The sequence below is a fragment of the Mesorhizobium sp. BR-1-1-10 genome (genome assembly GCF_020165595.1).
Classification (GTDB): Bacteria; Pseudomonadota; Alphaproteobacteria; order Rhizobiales; family Rhizobiaceae; genus Mesorhizobium; species Mesorhizobium australicum.
Genome location: NZ_JAIUIL010000007.1, coordinates 202,609 through 222,036 on the forward strand (window position 1 = coordinate 202,609; position 19,428 = coordinate 222,036).

Annotated in this window: 16 protein-coding genes; 3 read left to right on the forward strand and 13 right to left on the reverse strand. The window is 64.0% G+C overall.

Annotation, left to right across the window (positions count from 1 at the left end; genetic code table 11):
- Positions 1-3 precede the first annotated feature (3 nt).
- A complete protein-coding gene (locus LB555_RS17245) occupies positions 4-762 on the reverse strand; it encodes a triose-phosphate isomerase (RefSeq protein ID WP_224582802.1) in 759 nt (252 codons plus the stop codon).
- A gap of 36 nt (positions 763-798) precedes the next feature.
- A complete protein-coding gene (locus LB555_RS17250) occupies positions 799-1,569 on the reverse strand; it encodes a DeoR/GlpR family DNA-binding transcription regulator (RefSeq protein ID WP_224683334.1) in 771 nt (256 codons plus the stop codon).
- Between the two features lie 271 nt (positions 1,570-1,840).
- Between LB555_RS17250 and fba the strand changes: the two genes are divergently transcribed.
- Positions 1,841-2,905, forward strand: a complete 1,065-nt coding sequence (gene fba / locus LB555_RS17255; RefSeq protein WP_015318960.1) for a class II fructose-bisphosphate aldolase — start codon at positions 1,841-1,843, stop codon at positions 2,903-2,905.
- A 53-nt stretch (positions 2,906-2,958) separates the two neighbouring features.
- On the opposite strand, the gene LB555_RS17260 is transcribed toward fba, so the two are convergent.
- The 10 genes from LB555_RS17260 to LB555_RS17305 form a co-directional block, all read right to left on the reverse strand.
- Positions 2,959-3,900 (reverse strand): sugar phosphate isomerase/epimerase family protein, encoded by a 942-nt coding sequence (locus LB555_RS17260; protein ID WP_140878002.1) that lies wholly within the window; start codon positions 3,898-3,900, stop codon positions 2,959-2,961.
- A 48-nt stretch (positions 3,901-3,948) separates the two neighbouring features.
- Entirely contained in the window at positions 3,949-5,466 is a 1,518-nt protein-coding gene (locus tag LB555_RS17265) for a glycerol-3-phosphate dehydrogenase (RefSeq protein ID WP_224683335.1), read from the reverse strand.
- 46 nt (positions 5,467-5,512) lie between these two features.
- Positions 5,513-6,553, reverse strand: a complete 1,041-nt coding sequence (locus LB555_RS17270) for a 2-hydroxyacid dehydrogenase (RefSeq protein WP_224683336.1) — start codon at positions 6,551-6,553, stop codon at positions 5,513-5,515.
- 10 nt (positions 6,554-6,563) lie between these two features.
- Positions 6,564-8,117: an FGGY-family carbohydrate kinase gene (locus LB555_RS17275; RefSeq protein ID WP_224683337.1), complete on the reverse strand. Its 1,554-nt coding sequence runs from the start codon at positions 8,115-8,117 to the stop codon at positions 6,564-6,566.
- The gene (locus LB555_RS17280) at positions 8,117-9,241 is read right to left on the reverse strand and encodes an ABC transporter ATP-binding protein (RefSeq protein ID WP_224523692.1); all 1,125 of its coding nucleotides are present in this window, start codon (positions 9,239-9,241) and stop codon (positions 8,117-8,119) included. The genes LB555_RS17275 and LB555_RS17280 overlap by 1 nt, the downstream gene beginning before the upstream one ends.
- Positions 9,238-10,356 (reverse strand): ABC transporter ATP-binding protein, encoded by a 1,119-nt coding sequence (locus LB555_RS17285; protein ID WP_140617412.1) that lies wholly within the window; start codon positions 10,354-10,356, stop codon positions 9,238-9,240. Before LB555_RS17285 ends, LB555_RS17280 begins: the two co-directional genes overlap by 4 nt.
- A 2-nt stretch (positions 10,357-10,358) precedes the next feature.
- Positions 10,359-11,216: a carbohydrate ABC transporter permease gene (locus tag LB555_RS17290; RefSeq protein ID WP_015318967.1), complete on the reverse strand. Its 858-nt coding sequence runs from the start codon at positions 11,214-11,216 to the stop codon at positions 10,359-10,361.
- A gap of 9 nt (positions 11,217-11,225) precedes the next feature.
- Positions 11,226-12,149, reverse strand: coding sequence for a carbohydrate ABC transporter permease (locus LB555_RS17295; protein ID WP_015318968.1), 924 nt, complete (start codon positions 12,147-12,149; stop codon positions 11,226-11,228).
- A gap of 158 nt (positions 12,150-12,307) precedes the next feature.
- Entirely contained in the window at positions 12,308-13,753 is a 1,446-nt protein-coding gene (locus LB555_RS17300) for an ABC transporter substrate-binding protein (protein WP_140877996.1), read from the reverse strand.
- Positions 13,754-13,798: 45 nt separating this feature from the next.
- Positions 13,799-14,773 carry a sugar-binding transcriptional regulator gene (locus LB555_RS17305; RefSeq protein ID WP_015318970.1) on the reverse strand — a complete coding sequence of 325 codons (975 nt, stop codon included), beginning with the start codon at positions 14,771-14,773 and terminating at the stop codon, positions 13,799-13,801.
- 265 nt (positions 14,774-15,038) lie between these two features.
- Here LB555_RS17305 and LB555_RS17310 point away from each other — a divergent pair, with 265 nt between their 5' ends.
- Positions 15,039-15,764: an MgtC/SapB family protein gene (locus LB555_RS17310; protein WP_041163515.1), complete on the forward strand. Its 726-nt coding sequence runs from the start codon at positions 15,039-15,041 to the stop codon at positions 15,762-15,764.
- A 75-nt stretch (positions 15,765-15,839) separates the two neighbouring features.
- Here the strand turns inward: LB555_RS17310 and ftsZ are convergent, their stop codons facing one another.
- Positions 15,840-16,877, reverse strand: a complete 1,038-nt coding sequence (ftsZ, locus tag LB555_RS17315) for a cell division protein FtsZ (RefSeq protein ID WP_015318972.1) — start codon at positions 16,875-16,877, stop codon at positions 15,840-15,842.
- Between the two features lie 455 nt (positions 16,878-17,332).
- On the opposite strand from ftsZ, the gene LB555_RS17320 reads away from it, so the two are divergent.
- The gene (locus tag LB555_RS17320) at positions 17,333-19,393 is read left to right on the forward strand and encodes a N,N-dimethylformamidase beta subunit family domain-containing protein (RefSeq protein ID WP_140724576.1); all 2,061 of its coding nucleotides are present in this window, start codon (positions 17,333-17,335) and stop codon (positions 19,391-19,393) included.
- Positions 19,394-19,428 lie beyond the last annotated feature (35 nt).

Genomic DNA, 19,428 nt, shown 5'->3' on the forward strand with positions numbered 1-19,428 from the left:
GATTCAGATGGCGGCCGACGCGCGGCGCAGGATGTCGATGTAGCCTTCGGCCTGCCAGGCCGAGCGGCCGATGAACAAGCCGTCGATGTTGGGCTGGGCGATCAGTTCCGCGGCATTGCCGGGATTGACGCTGCCGCCATAGAGCACCGGCGGCACGGACGGCAGCAGACCCCCCGCGACCTTCTTGATCAGCGCCTGCTGCTTGTCGGCATAGTCGGAACTGGCCGGAATGCCCTTGTCGCCGATCGCCCAGACCGGCTCGTAGGCGAACAGGATTTTTGCTCCCCTCGCCTCGCCCTCGAGGAATTGCAGTGCACCCTCGACCTGGCTGGTCAGCACCGCATCGGCCTTGCCGCCTTCGCGCTCGGCCAGCGTCTCGCCGACGCAGATCAGCGGTATCAGTGCGTGCTTGACCGCCGCCGCCGTCTTCAGCCCAACCGTGCGGTCGGTCTCGCCGAAGTGCTCGCGCCTTTCGCTGTGGCCGAGTTCGACGAGGTCTAGGCCACAATCGTTCAGCATCACCGGCGAGATCTCGCCGGTCCAGGCGCCGGCGTCGGCCCAATGCATGTTCTGCGCGCCGACCTTGACGCGCGTCGTCGACAGCGCCTGCCCGACCTCGCGCACCGCCGTGAAAGGCGGGACGACGAAAGGCTGGATGCGATCGTCGAAACCCGCCACGAAGCCGGCCAGTGCGCCTGCAAAGTCAAGCGCCTCGGCGAGCGTCTTGTTCATCTTCCAGCTTGTACCGACCCAGTAAACCACGCGTACACCCCTTGATCCTCAGTCCCTGTTTGATCGTCAATCCTTGTCGGCGACCACCGTCAGCGAGACGCCGGCCGCATCCAGCGTGTCGCGCATTCCGGGCTCCGGCCCGCGCCCGGTGAAGACGGCGTCGAATGCCTTGAGATCGGTCAGGAAATGCAGCGCGCTGCGGCCAAACTTGCCGTGATCCACCAGCAGATATTTGCGTGTCGCCGCGGCCATCATCAGTCGCTTGGCCTGCACCACTTCCTGGTCCTGATGGAAGGCGGAGGCGCCATGGATGGCGGACGACGACAGGAAGGCGACGTCGGCACGCAGCGACCGCAGCGAAGCCTCGGCGAGCAGGCCGAAGAAGCCGTGGAATTTCTTCGAGTACTGGCCGCCGAGCGCGATCAGGTTGATGCCTGCGGCACCCGCCAGATCCTGGATGACGGCGAGGTTGTTGGTGATCACCGTCAGTGGCCTGAGATCGGCGAGATACCGCGCGATACCGCCCGCGGTCGAACCGTCGTCGATGATGACCGTCTGGCCGGGTTCGATCATGGTCACGGCCGCCGCCGCAAGGCGCTGTTTTTCCCCAATCGCCTGCTTCTGCCGGTAGCGGAAATCGCTTTCAAAAAGGCTGCTCGGCTGGATCGAGGCGCCGCCGCGCACCTTGCGCAGCAAACCGCTCTCCTCGAGCTCGTCGAGGTCGCGATGCACGGTCATCCTGGAGACGCCAAAGCGGGAGGCAAGATCGTCGACGCTCGCCGCGCCGGCATCCACCAGGAAGTCCATGATGCCTTGGCGTCTGTTGTCGCTCTTCATTCTCGCCGACCCGCCAACGCAGAACCCTGGCTCCTTGATCGAACGAAGATATAACAGATATGATCGCATAGGTATCATGATTTTTGTGATAATGGGACATTTTTGTGGGATATTTCGCCGGCTTTTATCGCGCCGCTGTAACAAGAATTGCTGCCGGGACGGTCTGTCACGGTTGCGGTTGCGCGGGATTCCGGCCAGAAGCATCGGTGGGCTGAACGATGCGCGGGCGGCCCGCAACCACAGTTCGAAACCAGATACGGGAGACTAATCGTTGGCTCGCATCACACTGAGACAATTGCTCGATCACGCCGCCGAATACGGCTATGGCGTGCCGGCCTTCAACATGAACAACATGGAACAGGGCCTCGCCATCATGGAGGCTGCCGAGGAGACCAAGTCGCCGGTCATCCTGCAGGCGAGCCGCGGCGCCCGCGCCTATGCCAATGACGTGGTGCTGGCCAAGCTGATCGACGCGCTGGTCGAGATCCATCCCGACATCCCGGTCTGCATGCATCTCGACCATGGCAACAACGAAGCCACCTGCGTCACCGCGATCCAGCACGGCTTCACCTCGGTGATGATGGACGGCTCGCTCAAGGAAGACGGCAAGTCGCCGGCCGACTATGCCTATAATTCCGGTATCACCAAGCGCGTCGTCGACATGGCGCATTGGGGCGGCGTGTCGGTGGAAGGCGAGATCGGCGTGCTGGGCTCGCTCGAGAGCGGCGGCGGCGAGCAGGAAGACGGCCACGGCGTCGAAGGCGCGATCAGCCACGACCAGCTCCTGACCGATCCGGTGCAGGCCGAACAGTTCGTGCGCGATACCCATGTCGATGCGCTGGCGGTGGCCATGGGCACCAGCCACGGCGCCTATAAATTCTCGCGCAAGCCTGACGGCGCGGTGCTGGCGATGAACGTGATCGAGGAGATCCACCGGCGCTTGCCGAACATGCATCTGGTCATGCACGGCTCGTCCTCGGTGCCGGAGGACCTGCAGGAGATCATCAACAAATATGGCGGCCAGATGAAGCCGACCTGGGGCGTCCCAGTGGAAGAGATCCAGCGCGGCATCAAGCATGGCGTGCGCAAGATCAACATCGACACCGACAACCGCATGGCGCTGACCGGCGCGATCCGCAAGGTGCTGACCGAAAATCCCAGCGAGTTCGATCCGCGCAAATATCTGACGCCGGCGATGGCGGCGATGAGGAAGCTCTGCAAGGAGCGCTTCGAGCAGTTCGGCACCGCCGGCAATGCGCCGAAGATCAAGCCGCTACCGGTTTCGGAAATGGCCAAGCGCTACAAGTCGGGCAGCCTCGATCCGAAATTCGCCTGAGTTCGATCCGGTTGCATTTTATGGACAGGAGCCCATGGGCTCCTGTCCGATTTCTATCCGGCTTTCGGCAGCAGGCCAGGCCTGCCGGTCTCGATGAAGGGCGCCCAGAAGTCGACCGACTCGCGGATCATGGCGACCACCTGATGGTCGACCGGCTCGCGCTCGCGGAAGGATAGTTCGAGACAGATTTCGTTGTCGGTGCCGCCGCCGCGTCGCACCGTCTCCAGCAGCTTCTCAGGCGTGATGCGGCCGTCCTTGTTGTGGGCCGCGGTGAATGGCCAATGGCCACCCTTGTTCATCGACGATTGCTTGATGTGGATGATCGGCGACTTCAGGGGAAAAGCTTCGGCCCAGGCATAGGGATCGATGTCGGCCGGATTGGAGGAAGTGACGTCGCCATGGTCGATGTCGACCATCATCTCCAGCGGAATGGCCATGCCGGCCGAGTCGATCGCGTCCTGCAGCATCCGGCAATTCTCGATCGTGTGACCGAATTCGCGACCGACCGACATCGGCTCCCAGAACAGATAGGTCAGGCCTGCCGCCCGGGCGTGCTCGGCGACCTCGCGCCAGCAGTCCATCGCGATGTCGAACAGCCTGGCGCGACGGGCGGGATCGTCATAGTCCCGATGCGTGAAGATGGCGAACTGCGTGCCCATGCCGCTGGCGCCAAGCTCGGCCGAGATGTCGGCGAAGGTCTTGAACCAGTCGACATAGTAGCGGCGCACATCGGCATCCGGATGGCCGAAATGGTTCAGCCGGCCATAGGGGCCGGTCATGCCGGAGGTGACGCGCACGCCGGTGCGATCCAAGGCGTTGCGGAACAGGCGGACGAACTTGACGATCGTCGCCGCCGGCCAGCCTGGGTTGACGAATTCATGCGTGAGCTGAACGTCGCGAATGCCGATCTCATAGGCGACGGTATCGATCAGATCGTCCGGCTCGGCGAAGCGGTTGACCAGCGGATTGGTGTTGAGGGAGAGCGTGAAAGCCAAGGTCGCGATCCCTTCAACGCGGGCGCAGAACAGGGGCGATGAGCGCCATCAACCTGCCCTCGCCTGCCGGCTCGCGCACCAATGCTCGAAGGCCGACTTCTCCTCGGCGGACAAATGCAGGCCATGCTTGGTGCGCCGTTCGAGAATGTCGGCCGCGTCTTCCGCCCATTCCTGTTCAAAGAGGTAGTTCGCCTCGCGCTCGAAGAAATCCTTGCCGAAGCACCGCCCCAGTGCGGCGAGTGATCGGGCGCCGCCGACCACGGACCGCGTCCTGGTGCCGTAGAGCCGACCGTAATGCTTGAGCAGCGATGCCGGCATCCATGGATACTCGCCTGCGAGGTTGCCAAGAAACTGTTCGAAGTCGGCATTGGCGATGTCGCCGCCGGGCAGATGCGCCCTCGCGGTCCAGGCTTTGCCCATGCGGGGAAAGAACGGTGCGATCCTGTCCAGCGCGTGCTCGGCCAGTTTGCGGAAGGTGGTGATCTTGCCGCCGAAGACGGAAAGCAGTGGCGCCTGCGCGTCCGGCGCGTCGAGTTCGAAAATATAGTCGCGCGTCACCGCGCTCGGATTGTCGGCGTTGTCGTCATAGAGCGGCCGGACACCGGAGAACGAATGGACCACGTCGCCCCGCGCAAGGCCGCGCTTGAAATAGCGGTTGACCACCTTGATGAGGTAATCGATCTCGCTCTCATCCGCCCTCACATCCTCGGGCCGGCCCTCGTAGGGGATGTCGGTGGTTCCGATCAAGGCTAGATCGTTCTGGTAGGGATTGATGAAGATGACGCGCTTGTCGTTGTTCTGGACGAGATAAGCCTGCCTTCCCTCCCAGAATTTGGGCACGACGATATGGCTGCCCTTGACGAGGCGGACGTTGCGCCTGGAGTTCTGGCCGGCAACGCGGTTGACGATGTCGTTGACCCAAGGGCCGGCGGCATTGATCAGCGCGCGGGCCCGTACGCTGGTCTTGATGCCGGTCCTGACGTCGCGCATCTCGACAACCCAGAGGCCGCCCTCGCGGCTGGCCGCGGTGCAGGCGGTGCGGGTGAGGACCTTCGCTCCCCGTTCGGCGGCGTCGAGCGCATTGATGACGACGAGGCGGGCATCGTCGACCCAGCAGTCCGAATATTCGAAACCGCGCTTGAAGCTGTCCTTGATCGGCGCCCCCTCGGGAGCTGTGCGCAGGTCGAGCGTCCGCGTGGCGGGCAGCCGCTTGCGGCCGCCGAGGTGGTCGTAGAGGAAGAGGCCGAGCCGCACCAGCCATGCCGGCCGGTCGTCCGGGCTGTGCGGCAGCACGAAGCGCATCGGCCAGATGATGTGCGGCGCCGATTCCAGCAGCACCTCGCGCTCGATCAGCGCCTCGCGCACCAGGCGGAACTCGTAATATTCGAGGTAGCGCAGACCGCCATGGACGAGCTTGCCTGAGCGCGAGCTGGTGCCTTCGGCGAGATCGTCCTTTTCGCACAGGATGACGGAAAGCCCGCGGCCGGCGGCGTCGCGCGCGATGCCGGCGCCGTTGACGCCGCCGCCAATGACGAAGAGGTCGACTATGTCAGGGCCGACGCTCATCTTGCCGTCGCCCCACTGCCTGATTTTCGCATCATGGCCATCGCTCTCAGCACGGATTGACCGGAGGCAGGCCGGCCAGGTAGCGGCGCACTTCCTCGGCGGCCTGCTCGGCGGCATAGGTCACGGTGCGCACCGAAGCGCCGGCGATATGCGGCGTCAGCGTCACATTGGGCAGCTGCAGCAAGGGCCAGTCCGAGGGCACCGGTTCGACCGCGAAGGTTTCCAGCATGGCGCTGGCGATCTGCCCTGAAACCAGCGCCTCGTAGAGTGCGTCGTAGTCGACCAGCGGGCCACGCGCCGTATTGACGAAGATCACGCCCGGCTTCATCCGCGCGATGGTGTCCTTGCCGATCAGACCGCGTGTCTCCTGCGTCACCCGTGAATGCAGCGTGACCACATCGGAGCGCGACAGGAGGTCGTCGAGCGCAACCAGTTCGACGCCAGCGTTGCGATCCTCGGCGCTCAGTTGCACATAGGGATCGCTGACCAGGACGTGGCAGCCGAAGGCGCGCAGCAGGCGCACCACCTTCGTGCCGATATTGCCGTAGCCGACCACGCCGACGGTCATTTCGCCGAGCTCGCGGCCGGTGCGGTCGGCGCGGTAGAGATCGCCGCGCCATTCCCCCTTGCGCAAGGCCTCGTGGCCGACTCGGATCAGCCGCGTCTCGGCCAGGATGGCGCCGATGGTAAACTCGGCCACGGCAGTGGCGTTGCGGCCGGGCACATTGACCACGGTGATGCCGTGCACCCTGGCCGCTTCCATGTCGATGTTGATCGGGCCGCCGCGCGACACCGCGACCAGCTTGAGCCCCGGCAGGCGCCGCATCATGCCCTCCGACAGGGGCGCAAGCTGGGTGACGAGGATTTCGGCATCGTCGATGAAGTCGACGACCTCGTCGGGATGGCCGAAATATTCCTTGACCTTGTCGAGACCGAGCGCGGCGTTGCCGAACTCCATCGGCTCGTCGGGCCAGGCCGTCTGCAATGTCCTGATATCGAGGTCGCCACTGGCCACCTTCTCGATTTTGGCGCGAAACACCTCCGGCAGCATGAAGTTGTCGCCAATGATCGCTATTTTCCTCAGCATACTCGACTTCTCAATTTTCCTGCGATGTCGCCATGGCACGCCAGACCGGCCGCAGGGCCTGGTGCGCCAGCATGTAGGACGGGGTCATCCTGTCGTAGATCGCGGCGAGATCCGGGTCGCTCGGCTCGGCCTCGCCGAGCAGCGGCGTCACCCATTCGCCGACGCATTCGTCCATGGAGGCGTATTGACCGACGCAGACCGCCCCGATCATTGCGGCACCGGCCGCACCGGCCTCCTCGCGCGCGCTGGTGCGCGTGTCGGCACCAATGGCCGCACCCAGGATCTTGCGCAGCGCCGGGCTTCTGGCGGCGCCGCCGGTCAGGCGAATTTCGCGCGGCAGCGGGCCCATGGCGGCGTAGCAATCGCGCGCCGCGAAGGCCAAGCCTTCGAAGACGGCGCGCACCAGATCGGCGTAGCCGTGACGCGACGAAATGCCGACGAAGCCTGCCCTGGCATTGGCATCGACGAACGGTCCGCGCTCGCCGGCTTCCGACACGTAGGGCTGGTAGAGCAGCGAAGCCGGCTGCGAGGCCGCGATCCAGGCATCGACCAGCGCGATCATCTCGCCATTGCTGCGGGTTATGCCTTGCGAGGCGAGAATGCCCGAAGCGAGGCCAAGCACCCAGTCGATGTTGAGCGTCGCCGCCATGTTGGACTGCATCTGCGCGAAGACGCCCGGCGCCGGCATTGCCATCGTATAACCGGTCGCCGCTTCGTTGAGCTGCACATCATCAGGGGTCTCGGCCAGCCGCATATGCATGCCGGTGGAACCGATGATCGAGCAGCCGGGCTTGCGCTCGCGGTCGAGGAGGCCGGCGCCGAGCGCGGTGCAGACGACGTCGACATAACCGAGCACGACGGGTGTGCCGGCAAGCATGCCGGTGACGCCGGCGGCGGCCGGCGACAGTCCGGCGCTGTGGCTCGTGCCGTCGACGATCGGCGGCAGCAGGTGCCTGAGATCGGTGACGCCGAGGACGTCGAGCACGTCCCCACTGTAGTCACGGGTGCGGAAGTCGCCGAAAGTGAAGGTCCCTTCGGACGGATCGGTGGCGCGTTCGCCGGTCAGCTTGAAATAGAGCCAATCCTTGCAGTGGAACGCGGTCGCCGCCTTGCCGAGCATTTCGGGCATGGTGCGTTTCATGAAGGCGAACTGCGAGCCTTGCTGGCAGGCGGCGAGCCCGCTGCCGGTCTTCTCGAAGCGCAGCCGGTCATCGGGCCGCGCACGGATTTCCTCGACGACGCCGGCGGCGCGCGCGTCGAGCCAGAGCCAACCCTTGGCCACCGGCTCGCCCTTGCCGTCGATCAGCCAGGTGCCGTCGCCCTGCCCGGTCACCGCGATGGCGACGGTCCGGCTGGCGAGATCGGGCACCTTGTCGGCAAGCTGGCGCAGGGTCGTGGCGGCATCGGCCCATGTGCGGGCCAGATCCTGTTCGGCGCCGCCGCCCGGCAGCGTCTCATAATGGTTCGGCGTTGCCGCGGCCGCGATCTGGCGGCCCTTCGTGTCGAAAGCGATGGACTTGATGACGGAGGTGCCGGCGTCGATGCCGATCAGTACGTCGCGCATCACGCGAGCTCCATGCCGTGCGAGATCGCCTTGCCGCTCGCCTGGTCGAAGACGTGCAGGTTTTTGGGATCGATGCTGACATTGATGGGCGCGCCGAGGTCGAGCCGGGTGCGGTCATGCTCCACCAGGACCAGCGAGCCGCCGGCGAAGTCGGCGGCGATGTGGGTCTGGTCGCCGAGCCATTGGTTGGCCGAGACCCTGGCCGGAACACCCTCCTTCGAGCGCCTGACCGCATAGGGCCTGATGCCGATGACCACCCGCTCGCGGCTGAGCAGCTGGTCGCGAACCGGAGTGCTGAAGGCGTCCTTGTCGTAGTCGAGCGACAGCCCGTCGGGCAGCTTGAGACTGATGCGGCCGGCGGTCGTGCCGACAAAGGCTTCGAAGACGTTCATCGGCGGCTCGCCGACGAAGGTGCCGGTGAACAGGTTCGCAGGGCGCTCCTTGATCCGGTCCGGCGTGTCGAACTGCTGCAGCACGCCGCCCTCCATCACCGCGATGCGGTCGGCCAGCGCGTTCGCCTCGGTCTGGTCGTGGGTGACCAGGATCGCGGTCAGGCCGCGTTCCTTGATGAAGTGCTTGATGCGGCCGCGCAGCACGGCGCGAAGCTGCGGCTCGAGCTGCCCCATCGGCTCGTCGAGCAGATGCAGGTCGGCCTCGCGGATCAGCGCCCGGCCAAGGCTGGCGCGCTGCTGCTGGCCACCCGAAATGGAGCTGGGATAGCGCTCCAATATGTCCTCGATCTCCAGCAGCTTTGCGATGCTGGCGACCTTGGCGTCGACCTCGCTCCTGGGCAGCCTTGCGGCCTTGAGGGCAAAGGCCATGTTCTCGCGCACGGTGAGCGGCGGATAGAGCGAATAGCCCTCGAAGGCCATCGCCACATTGCGTTTGACCGGCGGCAAGGTGTGTACCTTGCGGCCGGCGACCGCGATCGCGCCACGCGACACCTCCTCGAAGCCAGCGATCATTCGCAAGGTCGAGGTCTTGCCGCAGCCCGACGAGCCGAGCAGCGCCACGATCTCACCCTTGCCGATCTCCATCGTCAGGTTCTTGACGGCGTGAACGCCCCTGTCGATCGGGCCATAGAATTTGTCGACGCCTGATATGGTGAGCGCGCTCGGGCTCATGCCGCTTCTCCGTTGCGCAGTTTGACGACATTCCTGGCGCCGATGCGCTCGCCGCTCGCCCGATCGAACAGCAGGGCGCTCTTGCCGTCGACGGCGATATGCGCCTTGCCTTCGCTGCGCCCCGGCGTTCCGGCCGGGCGCGAGACCAGGATTTCACGGCCGCGCACGGTGCGCACCAGGGTGACGATCTTTTCGTTGAGCGGCGTCTCCGCCTCGACCGTCACCGGAATGGCGCCGGGTTCGTTTTCGCCAACGAAATGCAGGGCCTCGGGTCTCAGCCCGATGATGCAGTCGCGGCCGATGGCGGCCTCGGGAGCATCGGCGAGATGGACCTGCACATTGGACAGGCCGACATAGCCCCCCCGGGCATCGCGCGCGGGCTTGACGTCGAGCAGGTTGATGGTCGGATCGCCGAACAGCCGCGCAATCTCGATGTTGGCCGGCTCACGATAGATCTGCTCGGGCGTACCAAGCTGCCTGATGACGCCTTGCGACATCACCGCGATGCGGTCGCCGAGCGCCATGGCTTCCTTGTAGTCCTGGGTAACGTAAACGACGGTGGCGCCGCGATCGGCGAGCAGCCGCGGCAGTTCGAGCCGCATCTCGAAACGCAGCTTGGCGTCGACATTGCGCAAGGGATCGTCGAGCAGAAGCAGCGGCGGCGAACCGACCAAAGCGCGGGCAAGGGCCGTGCGCTGCTTCTGGCCGTTGGAGAGCGCGCGCGGCTTGTGGGAAAGCACATGGCCGATCTTCAACAATTTGGCGACGCTCTCGACACCGGCCTTGATCGCGCTCTGCGACGAGCGCTTGGCCGCCAGCGGCGTCGCGATATTGTCGAAAGCGCTCATATGCGGAAACAGCGCGAAATTCTGGAACGCCATGCCGACGCCGCGGAATTCCGCGTCGACATCGGTCATGTCCTCGCCGCCGATCAGGATCTTGCCTTCGTCCGGATCGATGACGCCGGCGACCAGCCGCAACAGCACCGTCTTGCCGGCGCCCGAGGGACCAAACAGCACCAGCGTTTCGCCATCGGCGACGGTCAGCGACAGATTGTCGAGGACGGTCTGGCTCTTGTAGCGCTTGACGACGTTTCTGAGTTCGAGGCTGGCCATTTCTATCCTTTCACCGCGCCGAGCGACAGGCCTTCGACCAGATAGCGCTGTGCGTAGAGGGCGAGAGCCAACGTCGGCGTGATCGACAGGACGATGGCCGCCGAAATCTGGCCGTACTGGATGCCCGATGAAGTGATGAAGGCCAACGCGCCGACCGTCACCGGCTGCTTGTCGGCCGAAGCCAAGACCAGCGCGAAGACAAAATTGTTCCAGGCGAAGATGAAGGCAAGCAGGCCGGCCGCCGCGATGCCAGGGCCGGCGAGCGGCAGCGCGATCTTGCGGAAGGTGGCGAACCAGGAATGGCCGCCGATGCGGTAGGCATATTCGATGTCGGCCGGAATATCCTCGAAATAGCCGCGCACGATCCACAGGATCAGCGGCAGGCAGATCAACTGGTAGACCCAGATCAGCCCGATGTAGGTGTTGGCAAGGCCGAGCTTCTGGAAATAGAGGGTCAGCGGCAGCAGCACCAGAAGTGCCGGCGCGAACTTGAACGACAGCAGCGTGAAGGCGATGTCTTCCGAACCGCGGAATTTGTGGCGCGCGAAGGCGTAGGCCGCCGGCACGCCGAGCAGCAGTGAAACCGCCACCGAGGTCACCGACAGGAATACCGAGTTCCAGAGGTTGCGCATGAAGGCGATGTCGAGCGTGCCGGCGGCGGTCATCAGCTTGCCGGTGATCAACGCCGTGTAGTTGGCGAGCGTCGGTTCGAAGATGAGCTGCGGCGGGATGCGCAGAATGGTCTCGTTGGTCTGGAACGACATCATGAAGATCCACAGGATCGGGAACATGAAGAAGATCACGACCAGCGTCAGTGCCGCGCCGCGCAGGATGCGTTCGAGAAGCGAGGTATGTTCCATCGCCGCCTCCTATGCCTGGCCGCGGGCGCGTTCGCGCAGCCTGAGCCAGTTCTTGATGAAGATGTTGGAGAGGAAATAGGTGATCGCCCACAGGATGATCATCAGCGCCGCCGAGCGGCCGACATTGGTCGACTGGAAGAAGTTGAGATAGGCCTCGACCTGGAACACGGTCAGTGTGTCGCCCGGCCCGCCTTGCGTCATCGCGTAGATGATGTCGAACTGCTGAATGGAATCGAGCAGGCGGAACAAGGTCGCCGTCAGGATGTAGGGCGTCAGCATCGGCAAGGTGATGCGGAAGAAGACGAAGCTCCTCGGCACGCCGTCGAGCGCGGCGGCCTCGAAGGGCTGCGTCGGCAGGCTGCGCAGGCCGGCAAGCAGCAGGATCATGATGAAGGGCGTGTAGACCCAGATGTCGACCAGCACGACGGTGAACAGCGCCGTCGACGGTGACGACGCCCAGCGAAAATCCTGCAGCCCGATGAGGCTGGCGAGATAGCTCAGCACGCCGAAGCCCGGATTGGTCATCAGCTTCCACATCAGTGCTGCCAGCGCGGGCGCCGTCATCAGCGGCATCAACAGCATGATCGAGATGAAGTTGTTGAGCGTCGAGCGCTTCTGCAGCAGCAGCGCGATGGCGAGACCGAGAAGCAGTTCCAGCACGACCGTGGTGCCGGCATAGAGCAGCGACACTTTCAACGTATTCCAGAATTTCGGGTCGGTGAAGAAGGAGATGTAGTTGTCGCCCCAGTTGAACTGGCGCGCCCAGGGCTGGCTCAGACGATAGCGTTGGAACGAGTAAACGACCGAGGTCAGGAACGGGATCAGGATGCCTATGCAGACCAGCAAGGCCGGCAGGCTGAGCACATAGGGCAGCACCCGCTTGCTGATCCTGAAGCCGGATGGCTTGAGCCTTTGCGATACCACCGCAGTCATCGAGCTGCTCCGTTGTTGCTGTCGCTTCGCCCTGCCGGCCGCCCAAGGGAGCAAGGCGGCCGGTGGGGCGAAATGGCGGTCACCTTTCGGCACCGCATCGCAAACATGAAAGATGTGGCGAGGGCCGAACCGCCAAGCAGGCCGGCCCTCGTTGCGACTTAACCGAGGCCGGCTTCCTTGAGCTGGCCGTTGATGCTCTCGGCGAGCTTGTCGAGGCCCTCGTCGATCGGCACTTCCTTGGACACCATCTTCTGCAGCGTCGCCGCCCATTCGGTGGTGAGATCGAAGAACAACGGCTGCGCCGTGAACTTGATCGAGGCGCCGGGTGCCGAGGCGTCGAACATCTCGACATAGCCCGGATAGCTCTTGTTCAGCTTCTCGCGGAAGACCTCATCTTTCCAGACCGACTGGCGGACTGGGTTGACAAAATCCATCTTGGTGGCGCCGAACAGCGCATGCTCAGGTCCGGAGGCCCATTGCATGAAGTACCATGTGGCGTCCTTGTCCTTGGAGAAGTTGGACATCGACAGCGACCAGATCCAGATGTTCGGCGTTGGTGCCTTGGCCTCCGGATTCGCCTTGAAGGCGGCGAAGGCAAGCTTGCCGGCCATCTTGTTGTCGCCACCATTCATGAAGTAGCCAAGGATATCGGCGTCGAAGATCATCGCCGAGGCGCCGGCGCCCAGATCGGTGCCGACCTGGTACCAGGTGTAGGTCGACCAGTCCTTCGGGCCGCTCTCCTGGATCATCTGCACCCACTGCTTGTGGAAAGCCTTGGACTGGGCGGTGTTCATGGCGGCCGACAATTTACCGTCGGCCGACACGTTCAGGTCCTTCTGATCGAAATTGGCGTAGGCCGACAGGAACCCCGGGTGTATGGTCGCCCAGGAGCGCGAGCCGCGCACACCAATGCCGTAGACGCCGCCGCCGACATCCTTGGTGAGCTTGGCGGCAGCGGCCACCATCTCGTCCATATTGCCGGGAACCTTGACGCCCGCCTTGTCGAACATCGCCTTGTTGTAGGTGATGTTGTTCTGCTCGAACCCCCACGGAATGCACCACTGCTTGGCGTCTTCCGATCCCAAAGCTCCGCCCGGCTTGCCGTTCCAGGCGCAGGAATTCTTGACGCCTGGCAGGAAGTCGTCCCAAGCATAGTTCGGGTTGGTCTTGGCCGGATCCTTGATCCATTCGTTGAGGTCGGTGATCCAGCCGGCTGGGCCATAGGTCCAGGTCATGTACGCGCCGGTCATGAAGGCATCATATTCGGGCGAGCTCGCCGACAATGCGGCCGTCACCTTGTCGAAATAGACGTCTTCGGGGAATACGTCGTAGACGACGTTCATGCCGGTCAGCTTCTTGAAGTTCTCAAGATTGGCGATCATGGCGTCGGCATAGGGATGCTTGTTGAGCAAGAGCTTGATGGTCTTGCCCTTATGCGCCTGCCAGTCGAAGTCGGCGGCAAGCGCGCGGGTCTGGCCGAGGTTGAGCAGCGAGCCGGCGGTGCCGGCGGCGAGACCCATGGCACCCAGGCCCTTGATCAGTCCACGACGGTCGACTTGTCCGCGCAGGAAGGCATCTATCAGGTCTTTCTCTTTCTCATGCATTTCGTCTTCTCCTCCACAGGGTAGTTTCAACTGGACTGTTGCCGGCTACCCGACCGGCGTCTCTTCCACGAGCGATCGCGCCGTGCGCTCGTCCGTTATCAGGCCCTTGAGATAGCGCCCCTCCAGCACCGACTTGATGGCGCGAACCTTAATCCTGCCGCCGGCGACGGCGACAATCCGGCGGCTGGCGATATCCTCGCGCGCCAGTGCCAGCGCCCGGTTGGAAACGGTCGTCGCCACTGCCTTGCCGGCCTCGTCAAAGAAATGGCCGAGCAATTCGCCGACACCGCCATTGCGACGGATCTCCTCCATCTCGCCCTTCTCGATCATGCCGGTGGCGACAAGCGAAGCCTCGCGTTCGGCGGTGCCGATGCCCGCAAACAACAGGTCGGCGGATCTGGCGAGATCGAAGACCTCACTAATGCCCTTCTGGCCCAGCAGCACGATGCGGTCCTCCGCCGTGTTGGCGAACATCGGCACCGGCATCACATAGGCTTCGGCACCGGTGCGTTCGGCGAGACGGTGGATGACATCATGCGGGTTGGCCGAGAATTTCCGCGTCAGGCCACCAAGCAGCGAGACGAAACGGATGCGGTCGGTGGTGGTACGCGGCAGATATTCCACGCAGGCCGCGAGCGTGCGGCCATGGCCGACGCCGATCAGCGCCTGCTCGCCGCGCTCGATCTCGCGCTTGAGGAACTGCGCGCCGGCGATGCCGAGCGCCTTGAGCGGCAGATCCTCGGAATCGAAATCCGGGACCACCTCGCAATAGTCGAGGCCGTAGCGGCGGGACAATTCGTCCTCGAGCTCGACGCATTCCGACACTTCGCCGTCGATATAGACCTTCACCAGGCCTTCCTGGTTGGCCTTGGTGATGAGGCGGTGCGCCTTGAGGCTGGTCAGCCCCAGCCGCTTGGCGACCTCGGACTGGGTCAGGCCGCCGGCGTAATGAAGCCACGCAGCCCGCGCCGCCATGCTGGCATCATCGTCCCGCAAAAGGCCGTTTCCAAAACCAACCACGTTTCCGTCCCGGTGATATTTTTATCAGTTGCTGCAAAATTTTTCACACGGATCGGCCGAAGTCAAGCGCCACCTTCAAATCGCGTGGCGTTTGGTCCGCTGCCGCGCGACGGTTCGGCCGGGAACCTCAGGAGGGCAAAAAGGTTCTTACATCGACAGCCCGAGGTCGCGACGTACCGGCCAGCCGCAAGCAACGTCGCAGCGAGGGCGCCGAAATCCTGGGAAAAAATGGAGGGCGGAGCACCAGCGCCGCCCTGACAGGGCGATGTTCGAGCCGCTTTGCTGCGATATGCCACTTCATCCGACATGGCCCGATCTTGTCGCCCGGTTGCTGCTTGCGCTGCTGGCTGGTTTCCTCATCGGCCTGAACCGGGAAGCGCGCGGCCACACCGCCGGGCTTCGCACGACCATCCTGGTCGCCCTGGCGGCCGCTGTGGCCATGATCCAGGCCAACATACTGCTTGATACCACGGGCAAGGGAATGGACTTCTTCGCCAGCATGGACGTGCTGCGTCTGCCGCTTGGCGTGCTGACCGGCGTCGGCTTCATCGGCGGCGGCGCCATCCTTCGGCGCGGCGATCTCGTGACTGGAATCACCACCGCGGCCACCATGTGGATCATGACGATGATCGGACTTGCCGTTGGCGGCGGCCAGTTTGGTCTTGCGGCAATTGCGACCGTGCTGACGCTACTGACACTTCAGGTGTTGAAATGGGTCGACCTCAAGTTGCCGCGCGATCACCATGCGATCCTGTCGGTTTCCTGGGCAAAAGAATCCCCACCTGACCTTCCGGAGATGGTGCGGCCGCTCGGCTACGGCGCGCGCCTTGCCAAGATCGAGCATGATCCCGGCCGCGACCGCTTCGTGTACTCGTTCAATCTCGAATGGAGGCAGTCCGACGCCGCCGAACCCTCGACGGAAATCCTGGCGCTGGTCGCGCGCGAATGCGAGATCGAGCGATTCGAGTTCATCGGCGAGAAGGCGTCCTGAAGAGCAATTTTTCCGCCCCGGGGACGCGGCAGATACCGCGGGTCGCCTGCCCGGGAGGTCAATCGAAGAGAAAGGTTACTGCAAGGTCCGTGCGGCGGACGGCACGGAATGGCCATGTGCCATGCCGGCATCGGCATCACCCTCGCTGAGCGAACGATCGAGGCCCGTCGCCACCACCGAGACCCTGAAGCGGCCTTCCATGCTCTTGTCGAAGATGGCGCCGACGATGATGTCGGCGTCCTCATAGACCTCTTCACGGATGCGCGTGGCCGCCTCGTCGACCTCGAACAGGGTCATGTCCCGGCCGCCCGAAATCGACACCAGCACGCCCTTGGCGCCCTTCATCGACATTTCGTCGAGCAGCGGATTGGCGATCGCGGCTTCCGCCGCCTTCATCGCCCGGCCGTCGCCCGAAGCCTCGCCGGTTCCCATCATGGCGCGGCCCATGCCGCGCATCACCGATTTGACGTCGGCGAAGTCGAGATTGATCAGGCCTTCCTTGACGATGAGGTCGGTGATGCAGCTGACGCCGGAATAAAGCACCCTGTCGGCGATGACGAAGGCATCGGCAAAAGTGGTCTTGGCATCGGCGATCCGGAACAGGTTCTGGTTGGGAATCACGATCACGGTGTCGGCGGCCTCGCGCAGCCGCTCGATGCCCTCTTCGGCCATCTGCATGCGGCGCCTGCCCTCGAAGGTGAACGGCTTGGTGACGACGCCGACCGTCAGGATGCCGGCCTTGCGCGCCGCCTGGGCGATGATCGGGGCCGCACCGGTTCCGGTGCCGCCGCCCATGCCGGCAGTGACGAAACACATGTGGGTGCCGGCCAAATGATCCATGATCTCGTCCAGCGATTCTTCGGCCGCGGCACGGCCGATCTCGGGCAACGAGCCGGCGCCAAGGCCTTCCGTGACGTGCGCGCCAAGCTGGATCAACCGCGTCGCCTTCGACATGGTCAGCGCCTGGGCATCGGTGTTGGCGGCAATGAACTCGGTTCCCTGAAGCTGTTCCACGATCATGTTGTTGATCGCGTTGCCGCCACCGCCGCCGACGCCGATCACGGTGATCTTGGGTCTCATCTCGGAGATTTCCGGCTTCTTGAACTCGGCCATGCCTGCTTCTCCTTCGCCAATTGCGCGCGCTTCACGACCCACAAGCAGACTGCCCGCAAGACATTGCAATCGAGCGGCATGACGCGAATCAGTCCGTTCGGATGGGTACCCCAAAAAGCCAGAGAGCGGCCGGACGTGCAAGTGCGTGAAGGTCAAGTTTTGTGATGAAGAGGCCGACCTTCGAGAACGACTGTCCGGTTTCGGACGATCGCGATAATGTCGTCGTGGATCAGGCACCAAGCGGATGCCTGCGACGGATGCCTAGAACTCGCATTTGCCGAGGCCATCGATGGCTGAGCGAGATTCCTACGGACTTAATCAGCAAGCAAGGCCGAGGGGATATATGCGCCCTCCTGACCCAAAGGTATGAAAGAATTGTCCAGTTTGCCATCAATGAGAGTGCGACAGCCGGGGAGAGTGCGACAGCCGGGATCGCGACGCGGATTTTTGCGGCGATGAAACGCCCCGTCGACCACGGCGCCATGGCCGTCTCAGGCTATACCGTTCCTTGGCATACAGCGGCAGGAACACCAGTCGCCCTCCATGTCTCGTCGTCGCGGCCGGTACGCGACGTGCACGTCGTGCGGCTCGACACGCAAGCGGCCGAGCCGATGGGCTGGCGCGTCGAGCCGACGGGAAATGCCGTGTCCCGTCGCGATTTCGATCACGGATCCTTCCTCAGGGTCGCGGCGGCGGAACTTGCCAAGGCCACCGAGATCGAAGGCGTCGCCTTCGAAGTATACTTGACCCGCAACGATGGCGCCCGCGTGCTGTTCGAAAGCGGAAACCTGCGCCTCGGCTTGCAGGACGGGCGGCTGATATCAGGCGACGACGGCAACTCGCCCGATAGCGACGTGGTCTTGCCGGCAAACACCTGGCTCAAGGTCGAGATTTCGTCGAACGACGGCGCGACCGTGCTGCGGATCGATTCGGACGATCTCCTGTCGCCGTTTCGCCTGGATCGTCGATTCGACCTGCCGTGGCGGCTCCTGACCGGTGACATGGTCTTCGGCACCAGCACGGCAAACGATGTCAGGTCGCTCAACGCGAAATTCTCGACGATCTCGCTGCAAACCGCGGCTGGCCGTATCGCCTGGACGTTTCCGACCCTGCTGCCGAGAGGCCCGCTCGCCTCGACAGGCACCGATCGCGTCCTCTTCCTGGAAACGGTCAACCAGCCCGCCTTCTGCATGACCTCGCGCCGCTGGGACGGGTCGAGTTTCGACCCCCGGCTGGTGCCGTCGCATTACGACGCCGTGCATTGCCACGACGACGACATGGAGGCGTTGCAGTGGCCGGCCTCATACCAATTGCAGGTTCCCGCCGAGGCGCCCGCCGGGGTCTATGCCTTCGAGGTCGGTCACGATGAAGGATCGGAGCGTATCGTCTTCTTCATCACTTCGTCGGAGCGCCGGGCGCCGTTGTTGTTCCTGGTGCCGACGGCCACCTATCTCGCTTACGCGGACGAATTCCTGCCGGCGCATCTCTACGAATGGATGTGCGAAGATCGCGGCCATCGCTTCGCGATCGATAACAATCTGAAGTCGCTCTACGACTATCACAGCGACCTCAGCGGCGTGTCGATCTGTTCCACCAGGAAGCCCAAGGCGACGCTGCGTGACGACTACAAGTATCCGCTCTGCGGCTGCCCGCACAATCTGCCGGTCGACCTGCATTTTCTACGCTTCTGCCACAACAATGATATCGCCTTCGATCTCATCACCGACCGCGACCTGCACGAACTGGGTCTTGCCGGCCTGCAGGAGTATCAGGCGGTCATCACCGGCAGCCATCCCGAATACATGTCGGTCGAGATGGAGCATGCGCTGCGCCAATTCGCGGCGGCGGGCGGCAGCATCGCCTATCTCGGCGGCAATGGCTTTGCCGGCAAGGTGGCGTTCCAGGACGATCTGATGGAATTGCGCCGCTCGCCGCTCGAGGCGGGCCGGACCTGGGACGGCCCCATCGCCGAACAGTCACTGTCGATTACCAACCAGCCGGGAGGCTACCTGCGCGCCAGCGGGCGCGGCGAGTTCTCGCTGACCGGCGTCGCCATCTCGCTGATGGGTTTCGATGGCGCGCGGCCTTTCACGCGTACGCCGGAAAGCCGTCAGCCCTCGGCCGCGTGGTTGTTCGACGGCGTCACCAGCGAGACCTTCGGCGACGAGGGCATCGTGCTTGGCGGCGCCGCCGGCTACGAGGTCGATGCCACCGACCCGCATCTGGGCACATCCCCCGACACCATGGTCATTGCCCGTGCGACCGGGTTCCCGGACAGCTTCGTCCATGACGCGACGCGCTGGTACGAAGGAGGTGACAGAGAGCGCGACGAGCGCCGCTGCGCGGAGATGACGCTGCGCCATCTGCCCTCGGGCGGCCTGATCTTCTGCGCGAGTTCGGTCGCCTGGTGCGGCGCCTTGCCCGCGGGCGATGCCATGAACGACGTCGGCCGGATCACCAGGAATTTGCTGACGCATCTGGCGCTGGAAAAGAGCGGGCCGGCCCCGGATCGATAGCCGGAAAAGAAGGCAGCCCGCCGCACCGCGCCGGC

Excerpts from the sequence above, each read along its gene's own strand:
- LB555_RS17250 (WP_224683334.1), bottom strand. The coding sequence starts at position 1,569 with ATGAAGAGCGACAACAGACGCCAAGGCATCATGGACTTCCTGGTGGAT.
- LB555_RS17265 (WP_224683335.1), bottom strand. The coding sequence starts at position 5,466 with ATGAGCGTCGGCCCTGACATAGTCGACCTCTTCGTCATTGGCGGCGGC.
- LB555_RS17270 (WP_224683336.1), bottom strand. The coding sequence starts at position 6,553 with ATGCTGAGGAAAATAGCGATCATTGGCGACAACTTCATGCTGCCGGAG.
- LB555_RS17275 (WP_224683337.1), bottom strand. The coding sequence starts at position 8,117 with ATGCGCGACGTACTGATCGGCATCGACGCCGGCACCTCCGTCATCAAG.
- LB555_RS17280 (WP_224523692.1), bottom strand. The coding sequence starts at position 9,241 with ATGAGCCCGAGCGCGCTCACCATATCAGGCGTCGACAAATTCTATGGC.
- LB555_RS17285 (WP_140617412.1), bottom strand. The coding sequence starts at position 10,356 with ATGGCCAGCCTCGAACTCAGAAACGTCGTCAAGCGCTACAAGAGCCAG.
- LB555_RS17290 (WP_015318967.1), bottom strand. The coding sequence starts at position 11,216 with ATGGAACATACCTCGCTTCTCGAACGCATCCTGCGCGGCGCGGCACTG.
- LB555_RS17295 (WP_015318968.1), bottom strand. The coding sequence starts at position 12,149 with ATGACTGCGGTGGTATCGCAAAGGCTCAAGCCATCCGGCTTCAGGATC.
- LB555_RS17300 (WP_140877996.1), bottom strand. The coding sequence starts at position 13,753 with ATGCATGAGAAAGAGAAAGACCTGATAGATGCCTTCCTGCGCGGACAA.
- LB555_RS17310 (WP_041163515.1), top strand. The coding sequence starts at position 15,039 with ATGTTCGAGCCGCTTTGCTGCGATATGCCACTTCATCCGACATGGCCC.
- ftsZ (WP_015318972.1), bottom strand. The coding sequence starts at position 16,877 with ATGGCCGAGTTCAAGAAGCCGGAAATCTCCGAGATGAGACCCAAGATC.
- LB555_RS17320 (WP_140724576.1), top strand. The coding sequence starts at position 17,333 with ATGAAACGCCCCGTCGACCACGGCGCCATGGCCGTCTCAGGCTATACC.